This window comes from Mesorhizobium sp. ESP-6-4, from assembly GCF_020164735.1.
In the GTDB taxonomy this organism is placed as follows: Bacteria; Pseudomonadota; Alphaproteobacteria; order Rhizobiales; family Rhizobiaceae; genus Mesorhizobium.
On sequence record NZ_JAIUGS010000002.1, the window covers coordinates 200125 to 212879 of the forward strand.

A 12755-nucleotide genomic window follows, 5' to 3' on the forward strand; every position below is an offset into this window, starting at 1 on the left:
GAGACGATCGCATGAATGCAGCCATCCGCCTTCCGGTCGAAGAAATCTATGCGTCCGAACTGCAGGCGCTGGCGCGCGGCGACAACCGTCAGAAGCCTGCCGGCTGGAGCCTCTCGCCCAAAGCAGTGCTCACCTATCTGATGGGCGGCAAGGCCAGCGACGGCACGGTGATTTCGCCGAAATATGTCGGCCGCCGGCAATTGATGGAAACGGCGGTCGCCACTTTGGCTACCGACCGGGCGCTGCTTCTGCTCGGCGTTCCCGGGACGGCGAAATCCTGGGTGTCGGAACATCTCGCCGGCGCCATCATGGGAAACTCGACGCTGGTCGTGCAATGCACCGCCGGTACCGACGAGAACCAGATCCGCTATGGCTGGAACTATGCCCAGCTGCTGGCCAAGGGCCCGAGCCAGGAGGCGCTTGTGCCGACCCCGCTCTACCGCGCCATGCAGGACGGCAAGCTCTGTCGCCTGGAAGAGTTGACGCGCATGGGCTCCGACGTCCAGGACACGCTGATCACCGTGCTCTCGGAAAAGATGATGCCGGTGCCGGAATTGAACACTTCGATTTATGCGCAGCGCGGCTTCAACATCATCGCCACGGCCAACAACCGCGACAAGGGCGTCAACGAGCTCTCCTCGGCACTGAAGCGTCGCTTCAATGTCGTGGTGCTGCCCTTGCCTGAGGACATGAACGAGGAAGTCTCCATCGTCTCCCGGCGCGTCGGCGAGATGGCCGGCGGGCTTGACCTGCCGGTGCCGAAGAATGTCGGCGAGGAGATCGCCCGCGTGCTCACCATCTTCCGTGAGCTGCGCTCGGGCGCCACCGCCGACGGCAAGGTGACGCTGAAGACGCCGTCGGGCTCGCTGTCCACCGCCGAGGCGATCGCCACGATGGTCGGCGGCCTCAGTCAGGCGGCCTGGTTCGACGACGGCAAGCTTCATGCCGCGGGCCTTGCCTCGAGCCTCGTCGGCGCCATCGTCAAGGATCCGGTGCAAGACAAGGTGGTGCTGGAGGAATATCTGGAGACGGTGCTCAAGAAGCGGCCGGACTATGCCGGCTATTACGCGGCGCTCAACGCGGCCATCTGAGCGATGACTGAGGGCGGCATCAGCTATTTCGGCATTCGCCATCACGGGCCGGGCTCCGCCGAGAGCCTGGTCAAGGCGTTGCAGGAATTGCGGCCCGTCGCCGTGCTGATCGAGGGGCCGGTGGATGCCACGCCGCTGCTGCCGCTGCTCGCCAGCCCCGACATGAAGCCGCCGGTGGCGCTGCTCTGCTATCCCGAAGATGATCCCGCGGCAACGAGCTTCTGGCCCTTTGCCGAATTCTCGCCCGAGTACCAAGCGGCGCTGTGGGCCGTAGCCAACAAAGCGGCGCTTCGCTTCATCGACCTGCCGTCGGCGGCGCGGCTGGCCGAGAAGGCGGCTGAAAGTGCGACGGACGCCGATGGGGCCGAAGCGGAGGCGACGGAAGAGCAGGGCGAGGAGGCCGAACGCATCCGAGATCCGATCGGCACCCTGGCGCGCGCCGCCGGCTACGAGGACGGCGAGAGCTGGTGGTCGGATATCATCGAGCAGAATCCTGCACCCGGCCCGATCTTCGCCGCCATTGCCAACGCGATGACGACGCTGCGCGACGGCGAGGGCGCGATCGGCAACTTTGAGGCGATGCGCGAGGCGCATATGCGTCTCGAGATCGCCGCCGCGCGAAAGGAATTCGATGGACCGTTGGCCGTCGTCTGCGGCGCCTGGCATGTACCCGCCCTGCAAGCGGCGCACACGCAAAAGAGCGATCAGGCGCTGCTCAAGGGCATCGGCCGACGCAAGACCACGATGACCTTCGCGCCATGGACCGGACCGCGCCTGGCGCTGGGCTATGGCTATGGCGCCGGCGTCGTCGCTCCCGGCTGGTGCAAGCATCTGTGGGCGACGCGCGGGCGCGATGATGCTTCGGTCCTTTGGCTGGCGCGGATCGCCGCGGTGCTTAGGGGTAAGGGCCATATGGTTTCCACGGCCTCTCTGATCGAGGCAGAACGCTTGGCTCGCGCGCTCGCCGCCATCCGCGACAGGCCGAAGCCCGGCTTCGAGGAACTGCGCGACGCCTCGGTCTCAGCGCTCTTCAACGGCGAGGCTTTGCTGTGGAAGATGGTCGAGGCCGAGCTGCTGCTCGGCGCCGATGTCGGCGAGATTCCACCCGACACGCCGCTTGCCCCACTGATCGATGATCTGCAGCGCAACCAGAAGGCGGCCCGGCTGAAGCCCGAGGCCCTTGAGCGGGAACTTTCCGTAGACCTGCGCAGCGAGAGCGGGCTCTTCCGCTCGACATTGCTGCACCGGCTGAATGTGCTTGGCGTCAACTGGGGCAGGCTGACGGATGTCGGCCGCAGTCGCGGCACGTTCCGCGAGCGCTGGATGCTGGCCTGGCAACCGGAATATGCGGTTCGCCTGGTCGAGAACCTGGTCTATGGGCCGACCATCGAGAAGGCCGCCAATGGCCGCCTGATCCAGATGATCGGCGCGGCCGCGACACTGGATACGCTTGCCACACTCGTGCAAAACGCGATCACGGCGGGGCTGAGCGAGGCGTCCGCCGCCGGGCTCGCGGCGCTGGAGGAAAAGGCGGCGCACAGCAGCGAGTGCCTGGAGCTGCTGGCCTCGGTGCCGCCGCTGGCCGACATCATCCGCTACGGCGAGGCCCGCAAGACCGAGACCGAACGCCTCGCCGGCCTCTTGGAACGGTTGATCATCGAAGGATCGATCGCGCTGCCTTATGCGGCGCGCGACCTCGACGCGCAGGCCGCCGCGGCATTGATGGCCGCGTTGCGCAAGGCCGACGAGGCGATCAGGCTGGTCGAGCCGGACGAGCATGTCCTGGAGGCCTGGCGCAACGGTCTGGCTGCCGTGCTCGATTCATCGCGCTCGACGGCGCTCGTCGCCGGTTGCGCCGCGCATCTGCTCTACGAGCACGGCCGGCTCTCCGCCGAAGCAACCGCCAATCTGCTCGCAAAGCGTCTGTCGCCGGGAACGCCCGTTGCCGATGCCGCGGCATTCTTCGAAGGCTTTTTCAGCGGCGCCGGCCAGAGGCTGATCTACGACGAGGGGTTGCGCGGCGCCGTCGATGCCTGGTTGGCCTCGCTCGACGAGGAGGCTTTCGTGGCGCATCTGCCGCTGCTGCGCCGCGTCTTTTCCAGCCTCGACAGCATGGAGCGCCGGCGCCTGATCGAGGCCGTGCTTGGCAAGAGAGCGAGCCTGCCCACCGGGCTGACGCCGGCACCGGACGGCGGCGAGGCTTGGCGCCGGCATTTTGCCCTTCTTGGAAAGCTGCTCGCAGGGGAGCCCCGCCATGGCTGACGAAGCGACTGGGCCGGAGCTCGATCAGACGCTGGGCAATCGGGAGCGTCGCTGGCGGCTGGCGATCGGCGCCGACGAGGAGATATCGTCGGCGCTCTCGGCCGAGGATCGGCGGCTGTCTGCGGCGCTCGACGCGCTCTATGGCGACGGCAGCGGCGACACCGCCGGCGATCCGCGTAAGCGGCGCGGCGGGCTTGGCCGCTCGGCGCCGCGCGTCGCTCAATGGATGGGCGACATCCGCTCCTTCTTCCCCGAGCAGGTCGTGCAGGTCGTGCAGAAGGACGCCTTCGAGCGGCTGAACCTCAAGCAGATGCTGATGGAGCCGGAATTCCTCAAGGCGATCGAGGCCGACGTCAATCTCGTCGCCGACCTGATCTCGCTGCGCTCGGCAATGCCGGACAAGACCAAGGACATCGCGCGCTCGATCATCACCGATATTGTCGCGAAGCTGATGCAGCGTCTGGAGCAGAAGACCGCGGAGGCGATCCGTGGCGCGCTCGATAAGTCGCGGCGCACCAACCGCCCGCGCCAGCGCGACATAGACTGGCCGCGCACCATTACGGCGAACCTTCGCCACTACCAGCCGGACCACAAGACCGTCGTGCCGGAAAAGCTGGTCGGCTTCATGCGCCGCCAGCGGCGGCTGGTCGATCTCGACGAGGTGACGCTCTGCGTCGACCAGTCCGGCTCGATGGCAAGCTCGGTCATCTACGCCTCGATTTTTGCCGCCGTGATGGCATCACTGCCGGTCGTGCGCACCAAGCTCGTATGTTTCGACACCGTGATCGTCGATTTGACCGAAGAGCTCAGCGATCCGGTCGAGGTGCTGTTCGGTGTCCAGCTCGGCGGCGGCACCGATATCAACCAAGCCGTCGCCTATTGCGCCGAGCGCATCGAGCGGCCGACCAAGGCGCATTTCGTCTTGATCACCGATCTCTACGAGGGCGGCAACGGCAAGGAGCTTCTGCAAAGGCTGGCGACGCTGGTGCGGTCGGGCGTCAACGTGGTCGTGCTGCTCGCGCTTACCGACCAGGGCCGCCCCGGCTACGACCCTTCCATGGCCGGCTCGGTCGCGGCGCTGGGCATTCCGGTCTTTGCCTGCACGCCGGATCACTTCCCCGACATGATGGCGGCGGCGCTGCGCCGCGAGGACATCGGCGCCTGGGCGGCAGGGGCCGACATCAAGCTCGTTCGTGCCGACGCGGAAGAGCCAAAAACGGATGCGTGAGGCACTCGCCTGGCTTTAGACTCTATTTGTTCGTGCGCATTTTTTGCCGCGGATTGATGCCGCCGCTGGCCGTTGTGTCGTTCTCGACGTCGCCTTCGGTCGTGTTCTCGCCGAGCTCGAGATCATCGCCTTCCTTGATGCTGCCCTTTGACGTTCCGATGCCTGGATTGTTTTCCAGATCGGCGTCGCTCGGTTTGCGCGATTTGAGATGCTTGGTGCTCATGGCAGGCTCCTTCCAAGATTTGCTGGATGAGGAACTGATTGGCCGAAGCGAATGTTCCGAGCGCGTTTGGCCGCCGCTCCGTTTCGAAACTCCGACTTCGTCAAAGTCCGAACGGATAGGTTTCGGGTACACCGGTCCTGGCATGCTCCGGCCCAAGCGGCGTCACCGCTTTCGTCTTGTCGAACCAGACGAAGGCGTCGAACTGCCTCGGCAGCGAGGCATCGGCATAGTGGCTGCGCAGTTCGGTTTCGGGCCTGTAGATCACGCCGATGAAGCGCTCCAGCCGCCGCTCCAGCAGGCGATGTCTCAGTGCGGCGTCGCGGTCCATATCGAGCAGGAACCGCGACACCCCGCTGTCGTGGCAGAGCCGTTCGTAGCTGTCCACATGCGAAGGGCGCACCCGCATGACCTGCATCGGATCGTCCCAATCGGAAGCGGCGGCCACGGTTCCGGAATGGGTGCCGAAGCCGATCAGCGCCACTTGGTCGCCAAAGCGCTCGCGGCAGAGCTGGCCGATGTTCAACTCCTGCCTGATCGTTCCCATCTCGGTGAAACGGGCATCGCCGATATGCGAGTTGTGGGCCCAGACGACGGCCTTTGACTCCGAGCCGCGCGCATCCAGTAGATGCTCCAGCGTCTCGAACATGTGCGTGTCGCGGAGATTCCAGGATTCCGCCCCGCCGTAATACATGATGCGATAGTAGCGTTCAGCGGCTGCGATCAGCCTTGCGTTCTGCGTGGCATCGAGAAAGTCGGCGCCGTCTTGTCGAGCGTAGTCGAGCTGTCTTGCAAGCAGCTCCTGACATTGCTCCAGCACGGCTTGTTCGCATTTGCGATAGCCGGCGGTGAGCACGGCGCGCCCGTATGTGGAAGGCTCTTTCTGCCACGGGGTCAGGCAGCCATAGCGTTGCCGCGCAGCGGCGGCGGCTTCCGGATCGATCTGGTCGAGATAGCGCAGGACGGCCGCAATCGACGCGCTCATATTGTAGATGTCGAGACCGTAAAAGCCGGCCCGGCGGTTTACATCGTCGAGGCCTCCATTGTGATCCCGCATCCAGCCGACGAATGCGTCGACATCGGTGTTGCGCCACATCCATGTGGGAAAGCGCTGGAACGGCGGCTCTGCGGCCGCGCGCGGCGGCCGATGGCGTACATGGCGGTCAATGGCCGCAGCATCCGGCCAGTCCGCTTCAACCGCGACGATGCTGAAGCCATGCTTTTCGATGAGCCGACGCGTGATCGCGCCGCGCGCCTTGTAGAATTCGGAGGTGCCGTGACTGGCCTCGCCGAGAAGGACAACACGCCGGTCCGCGAAGCGGTCGAACAGATCGCCGAAGGCCGGGTCTTCGAAATCCGGCAGCGGCTCGGCGGCGGCCGCGATCATCTCCGGCAGGCTTCTTTCGCGCGGCTGCGGCGTGACCACAGCCGGTCGATCGGCTCCATATCGAGGCCATTCCGCCCAGCCTTGTTCGCCGATGAGCGGAACGAACTGCACGCCACCGAGGTCTTCCTCCTCGTAGGTCGTTGCGCCGGTTCGGGTGACCTTCAGCAGCCGCTGGTCGTCGACCTCCTTGCCGACGGGGATCACCAGACGGCCACCGACATCGAGCTGTTCCTGAAGCGCCAGCGGCGCGCCGGGACCGGCTGCGGCCACCAATATGGCATCGAACGGAGCGGCGTCGCTCCATCCCTTGGTGCCGTCGCCGGCGCGAACCTCGATATTGTCGTAACCGAGGCGTTCGAACCGCTGCCGGGCGATTTCGGCGAGCATCGCATGGCGCTCTATCGTGTAGACGCGGGCCGCAACACGACTCATCACCGCCGCCGCGTAGCCCGAGCCCGTCCCAACCTCGAGAACGCGGTCGCCAGGATCGATCTCAGCGGCTTCGATCATGTAGGCGACCATGAAGGGTTGCGAGATCGTCTGACCCTTGCCGATCGGCAGAGGGGTGTCCTCATAGGCGAATTCCTCGAAATCGGGGTCGACAAAGACCTCGCGTGGAACCTCCCGCATGGCCTCCAGAACCCGGCGGTCATGAATTCCACGCTGGGCGATCTGGACATCGACCATCCGGCCGCGCGTCAGAGAAAGTTCGGCCATCAATGCCTACCGATCATGGACAAGTACCATCTTGCCCAGAACCATCTGCGGGCGGGAAAGTTTCATGTCCGGGACGATTTCAAGCATCCTCCGTTACGACACTAGAACGGCTTCTCGCTGATCACCTCGAAGCGCTCGACCGCGCAATGCTCGCCGACAAGCGTCAGCACGTCGGTCGAAGGTGGAATAGCGTCGGGCTGCTTCCACAGAATGTTGAAGGAATAAACAAAGCGCTCACGGTCTGCGTCGTGCTCCATGCCGACGAAGCGGGCACTGTAGCCAAGCGGCCGCACCATTTCCTGGAGGTCGGGCGGCGCGTTTTTCGGCCAGGAGACCGAAAGGATTGCCTTGTGATCGCGCCGGATCTTGAGGTCGACCCATTTCAGCGCCTGCAGTGTCACCAGCGTCAGCACGGTTGCGATCGCGCCGAGGCCGTACTGACCGCCGCCGAAGGCAAGGCCGATCATGGTCATGATCCACATCGTGGCGGCGGTGGTGACGCCGGTGACCAGATCGCCGCGCCGCAAGATAGCGCCGCCGCCGATGAAGCCGACACCGGTGAGCACGCCGAGGGCAAGACGCATCACATCCATGCGCACGAAGGAGTCCGGTCCTTTGCCCGAGACACCGAGCAGCATGTTGGCCTGGACCATTGCGACGCAGGCCGCAAGGCCGACCAGGATGGTCGTCCGCAACCCGGCGGAATGACCGCGGGCCTCGCGGTTCAGGCCAATGAGGAAGCCTGCAAGCACCGTGACCAGCAGCCGCGCGACGAGGTCCGGCCAGGTCGGATGAAGCGGCATGTCGCAGCAAAGCGCCGTGAGCATGGTCCGTCGGGGCAGCCTAAGCGCGCCCTCCGTTGCGTCTGGAATGCTCAACTAGGCTTGGCCGCGGATGGTTCCCTGGCCGCTACTCTATCATGCGCGAAACGCCGTCACCGGACGGCAATGCTCAGCACCAGCGCCAGCACGACGATGCCGACCAGTCCGGCTATGAAGATGATGCGACGGGTGCGCGTGCGCAGGATGATTTCGCCCTGTCGCGCGTCCTGCCCCGAAAACACCGGACCTTCGCTGTCGCGGTCCTTGCTCATGGTTGTCTCCTTCCCTGTGAGCGGGCACAGGAGGCGTCAGAGCAGGAACCGTTTTGGCCGGCATGAAGTTCCGCCACGCGGATGCTGAGGCGAGGGCAGGGCCGGCTACCGCGACCGGCCGAAAACCGGCCGCGGGAAAGTTGGCTCAGCCGAATTTCGGGTCGAGGCTGCCCGATTTGTAGCGCTTGGCCATGTCGGGCAGCGGGATCGGCTTGATCTTCGAGGCGTTGCCGGCGGTGCCGAACTGCTCGAAGCGCTCCTTGCAGAGCTTCTTCATCGCGGCCATGGCCGGCGTCAGATATTTGCGCGGATCGAACTCGCTGGGGTTCTCGGTCAGCACCTTGCGGATCGCGCCGGTCAGCGCCATGCGGTTGTCGGTGTCGATGTTGATCTTGCGCACGCCATGCTTGATGCCGCGCTGGATCTCCTCCACCGGCACGCCCCAGGTCGGCTTCATCTGGCCGCCATATTTGTTGATGATCTCCTGCAGTTCCTCCGGCACCGACGACGAGCCGTGCATGACCAGATGCATGTTGGGCAGGCGGCGATGGATCTCCTCGATCACGTTCATCGCCAGCACCGCGCCGTCCGGCTTGCGCGAGAATTTATAGGCGCCGTGGCTGGTGCCCATGGCGACGGCCAGCGCGTCGACATGCGTGTCGCGCACGAACTGCTCGGCCTGCACCGGATCGGTCAGCAACTGGTCGTGGCTGATCGCGCCTTCGACGCCGTGGCCGTCTTCCTGCTCGCCGCCGCCGCTCTCCAGCGAACCCAGCACGCCGATCTCGCCTTCCACCGAGACGCCGCCCCAATGCGCCATGTCGACGACGCGCCGCGTGATGCCGGAATTATAGGCGTAGTCGGCCGGCGACTTGCCGTCCTCCTTCAGGGAGCCGTCCATCATCACCGAGGTGAAACCGTACTGGATCGCGGTGACGCAGGTCGCTTCGTTGTTGCCGTGGTCGAGATGCATGCAGACCGGGATGTCGGGATGGATCTCGACCAGCGCGTCGATCAGCTTGGCCAGCACCACGTCATTGGCATAGGCGCGCGCGCCGCGGCTGGCCTGCAGGATGACCGGCGACTTGGTCTCCTCCGCCGCCTCCATGATGGCGAGGCCCTGTTCCATATTGTTCATGTTGAAGGCAGGCACGCCATAGCCATGTTCGGCGGCATGGTCGAGCAATTGTCTCAGTGTGATGCGAGCCAACGAATAGTCTCCCGTATCTGGTTCGAGCCCGTGTTTGAAAAAGGCAGCCCGGGCGTCGGGCGGCCTCGTTGCTTCTGGCCGGATTTCGGAGCTACCGCAACCTTTCGCAGCCTTTTCGGCCGCAATTCTTGTTGCAGTGCTGAAATCAGGCGCTTTCGGACTTAGGCGGCGATCTTTGCGCGCGCGGCGAGGATCTCGACGCAGGCTTTCGCCGCTTCCTTGCCCTTCACGGCGAAATGCTCATGGAAGAAGCGGTGATGCTCGGCGCTGTCATGGTAGTTGTGAGGCGTCAGCACGGCCGACAGCACCGGCACGCCGGTCGCGAGCTGCACATTCATCATCCCGTCGATGACCGCGCGCGCCACGAAGTCGTGCCGATAGATGCCGCCATTGACGACGAAGGCGGTGCCGAGGATCGCGGCGTAGCGACCGGTCTCGGCAAGCGTCTTGGCGTGCAGCGGGATTTCGTAGGCGCCCGGCACGTCGAAGACCTCGACGGCAAAGCCGCCGAGCGCGGCAAGCTCCGCTTCGAAGGCCGTCACGCATTGGTCGACGATATCGGCATGCCAGCGCGCCCGGATGACGGCGACATGACGGACAGTATGGTCTTTGGGGAAATGCTGATTCATGGGTCCTTCCTTCCGTTTCGAACCAGAATCAGGACGCACGACGCAAAAACCCGGCCCGCGCCAGCGAGCCGTCTTGCGTACGTTCTCTTCCATCCGGACTGTAACCGTCGGCTCCGGAATCGCACCGGATCTGCTGACCTTTCCGTTTACGCGGAAAGCGCTCGCGGGCTTGAGCGATCGAAAATCGCCCTTACCGCCGGTGGGGACTTTCACCCCGCCCTGAGAACATTAACGCAGGTTTTATGGGAGAGCAGGGCAATAGTGTCAACTGGCGATGACATCGCGGTCGTCATCCTAGGGCGGAGCAAGGAGCGAAGCGACGCGCGCAGACCCTAGGATCCATGCCGTGGCGCTAAGGCGTTGCAACGGTTACAGAATTCTGCACCGTTGCGCTCGATGACGGAGGTCACGGCATGGATTCTCGGGTCAAGCCCGAGAATGACGACGTGCTGGGGAGATCAGTTAGTCACCCCCGTTCCGGAAACATCGCCTTCAGCCCCTCGCGCGAGGCCTTGGCCACGCCGCGCTCGGTGATCAGCCCTGTCACCAGCCGCGCCGGCGTCACGTCGAATGCCGGATTGGCCGCCGGTGTCGCATCCGGTGAGACCCGCACCTGCGCGACCTTTCCGTCGGCCGTCTTTCCCCACACCAGCGAAACCTCGTCGCCGGAGCGCTCCTCGATCGGGATTTCCTTCAGCCCGTCGGCCACGGTCCAGTCGATGGTGGGCGAGGGGAGCGCGACATAGAAGGGCACGTCATTGTCGGCGGCGGCCAAAGCCTTCAGATAAGTGCCGATCTTATTGCAGACGTCGCCATCGGCCGTGGTGCGATCGGTGCCGACGATCACCATGTCGATGTCGCCGCGCTGCATCAGGTGGCCGCCGGCATTGTCGACGACCAGCGTGTGCGGTACGCCGTGTCCGGCCATTTCCCAGGCGGTGAGCTGGGCGCCCTGGTTGCGCGGCCTCGTCTCGTCGACATAGACATGCACCGGAATGCCGGCCTCGGTCGCCAGGTAGATCGGCGCGGTGGCGGTGCCGTAATCGACCGTCGCCAGCCAGCCGGCATTGCAATGGGTGAGGATGTTGACGCTCTCGCCCGGCTTCTTCTTCGCCGCGATCTGCCTGATGATCGCAAGCCCGTTTTCGCCGATGGCGCGGTTCAGCCCGACATCCTCATCGGCGATCTCGGCGGCCCGTCTGTAGGCCGCTTCGGCACGCTCTGCAGGCGCGAGCGGCTTGAGGTGCCGGCGCATCTCGTCCAACGCCCAGCGCAGATTGATCGCCGTCGGCCGTGTCCTATGCAGCGTCTCCCACACCGCGTCGAGTGCTTCGTCCGATGGGTCGTCCATCATCTGGATGGCGACGCCATAGGCCGCGGTGACGCCGATCAGCGGCGCGCCGCGCACCCACATGTCGCGGATCGCGGTGGCGATGCCGGTGACGCTTCCGATCTTCTCGATGCGGAATTCATGCGGCAGCCAGCGCTGGTCGATGATCTCGACCGAGCGCTTGTCGTCGCTGAGCCAGATGGTGCGATAGTGGCGTTCGCCGACGTTCAAAGGCTCTTCTCCTGTTCGATCAGCGCGGCCAGCTTGTTGACCTCGTCGATGCTGTGGATCTGGCGCCGGTTGACGGCGATATGGCGTCCGAAGCGCAAAGCCTTGGCTTCACATCTGGCGCGCAGGTCTTGATCGGCAATGGTCTCGAAATCGGCATTGTGGGCGAGACCCAGGATGCGCCGGTGCACCTCGATGCCGGCAAAGCCGAGCAGGTCGGTCCAGATCGAATGCAGCATATGGTCGAGCGCCTGCTCGGAGCCGAGCAGATCGCCCTGATCCTCGAACAGGCTCTTCTGGTAGAGGATGCCGGTGCGCTCGGTGCGCCACAGATGCGCGAACTCGGCGCGGAAGGTGGCCCAGGTCTCTGCCGTGACGCCGAGCAGATAGGCGCGCATCGAGTCCCTGCCGCTTTTCTCCTCATGGCCGCGCTGCGAGAAGAAGGCCATCCAGAAATTGGCGAGCAGCATGCCGACATCGAAGGCGATCGGACCATAGAAGGCGAACTCCGGATCGATCATCCGGGTCTCTGTGTCCGTCACCATGATCGAGCCGGAATGCAAATCGCCATGCAGCAGCGTCTCGGCATGGGCGGCGAAGAGATGTTTCAGCCGCTGCGCCTCGACCTTGAGGTCGCGGTCGGCGCGCAATTCGGCCACCAGGCCGTCGAGCTGCGGCGAGGTGTGCCGGTTCATCTTGGCGTCGAAATAAGGATCGGAGAACACCAGGTTCTCGGTGATGTCGCAGAGTTCGACATTGTCGGCGAACAGCGCCAGGTCGGCCTTGCGCTTTTTCGTCACCATCGAGAGATCCGAGCCGCGGAACAGCGTGCGGGCCATGAACAGGCCGATGTCGCGCGCGATGTTCGGCAGTTCGCGGCCGTCGATCAGCGCGCGCCTCAAAATGACGTGCGGCGGCGCCAGATATTCCATGACGATCAGCGCCTGGGTCTCATCGAAATGGTAGATCGCCGGCACCGAGCCGGGCGCACGGGCTTCCTGCCTGGTCAGCGCATGATATTCGAAGAACGAGCGTTTGAGCGGCAGCGGCCAGCTGTCGCCGACCAGCCGCACATAGGGCAGCGCCTGTTTGACCACCGCGGCGCCCTGGTCGCCCTCGACGATGAAGACGAGGTTGAGGTTGCCATCGCCGACCTCACGCACCTTCCAGCGGCTGACATCGCTGCCGATGCGCTCGGTCAGGGCCGTGGTCCCGCCAAGGCGTTTCGGCAGCGTTTCCACCGACAATGCTTCGAACTTCCCGGTCATGCTCTCCCCTCCTGCGCGTGGTTTCCGACGATAGCGGAGCCACGGCGGCGGGGCCAAGCTAGGAAGCGCTCTGGCAAATGTCAATCGTGTTG

At 64.7% G+C, this 12755-nt stretch carries 11 protein-coding genes and 1 riboswitch; of the genes, 3 read left to right on the forward strand and 8 right to left on the reverse strand.

Features of this window, described 5'->3' with window-relative positions; all coding sequences use genetic code 11:
* Window positions 1–11: 11 nt before the first annotated feature.
* The 3 genes from LB523_RS04720 to LB523_RS04730 are packed head-to-tail and all read left to right on the forward strand — an operon-like array spanning window position 12 to window position 4581.
* Complete coding sequence (locus tag LB523_RS04720; protein WP_224601151.1) at window positions 12–1091, forward strand: ATP-binding protein; 1080 nt, start codon at window positions 12–14, stop codon at window positions 1089–1091.
* Window positions 1092–1094: 3 nt separating this feature from the next.
* Entirely contained in the window at window positions 1095–3353 is a 2259-nt protein-coding gene (locus tag LB523_RS04725) for a DUF5682 family protein (RefSeq protein ID WP_224601153.1), read from the forward strand.
* Window positions 3346–4581: a VWA domain-containing protein gene (locus LB523_RS04730; protein ID WP_224601155.1), complete on the forward strand. Its 1236-nt coding sequence runs from the start codon at window positions 3346–3348 to the stop codon at window positions 4579–4581. The genes LB523_RS04725 and LB523_RS04730 overlap by 8 nt, the downstream gene beginning before the upstream one ends.
* A gap of 22 nt (window positions 4582–4603) precedes the next feature.
* Here the strand turns inward: LB523_RS04730 and LB523_RS04735 are convergent, their stop codons facing one another.
* The 8 genes from LB523_RS04735 to mtnK all read right to left on the reverse strand — a co-directional run bounded on the left by LB523_RS04735 (window position 4604) and on the right by mtnK (window position 12663).
* Window positions 4604–4804, reverse strand: coding sequence for a hypothetical protein (locus LB523_RS04735; protein ID WP_095768799.1), 201 nt, complete (start codon window positions 4802–4804; stop codon window positions 4604–4606).
* A gap of 100 nt (window positions 4805–4904) precedes the next feature.
* On the reverse strand, window positions 4905–6905 hold the full coding sequence (locus LB523_RS04740; RefSeq protein ID WP_224601157.1) for a protein-L-isoaspartate(D-aspartate) O-methyltransferase: 2001 nt from the start codon (window positions 6903–6905) through the stop codon (window positions 4905–4907).
* Between the two features lie 101 nt (window positions 6906–7006).
* A complete protein-coding gene (locus LB523_RS04745; RefSeq protein ID WP_224601159.1) occupies window positions 7007–7708 on the reverse strand; it encodes an MgtC/SapB family protein in 702 nt (233 codons plus the stop codon).
* Window positions 7709–7839: 131 nt separating this feature from the next.
* On the reverse strand, window positions 7840–7998 hold the full coding sequence (locus tag LB523_RS04750; RefSeq protein WP_140634712.1) for a peptide ABC transporter permease: 159 nt from the start codon (window positions 7996–7998) through the stop codon (window positions 7840–7842).
* Between the two features lie 145 nt (window positions 7999–8143).
* The gene (fba, locus tag LB523_RS04755) at window positions 8144–9208 is read right to left on the reverse strand and encodes a class II fructose-bisphosphate aldolase (RefSeq protein WP_224601161.1); all 1065 of its coding nucleotides are present in this window, start codon (window positions 9206–9208) and stop codon (window positions 8144–8146) included.
* A gap of 161 nt (window positions 9209–9369) precedes the next feature.
* Window positions 9370–9837 (reverse strand): 6,7-dimethyl-8-ribityllumazine synthase, encoded by a 468-nt coding sequence (locus tag LB523_RS04760; protein WP_224601163.1) that lies wholly within the window; start codon window positions 9835–9837, stop codon window positions 9370–9372.
* Between the two features lie 77 nt (window positions 9838–9914).
* Window positions 9915–10068: riboswitch (FMN riboswitch) on the reverse strand.
* Window positions 10069–10303: 235 nt separating this feature from the next.
* Complete coding sequence (gene mtnA, locus LB523_RS04765; protein ID WP_224601165.1) at window positions 10304–11398, reverse strand: S-methyl-5-thioribose-1-phosphate isomerase; 1095 nt, start codon at window positions 11396–11398, stop codon at window positions 10304–10306.
* Window positions 11395–12663: an S-methyl-5-thioribose kinase gene (gene mtnK / locus LB523_RS04770; protein ID WP_224601167.1), complete on the reverse strand. Its 1269-nt coding sequence runs from the start codon at window positions 12661–12663 to the stop codon at window positions 11395–11397. The genes mtnA and mtnK overlap by 4 nt, the downstream gene beginning before the upstream one ends.
* Window positions 12664–12755: the final 92 nt, after the last annotated feature.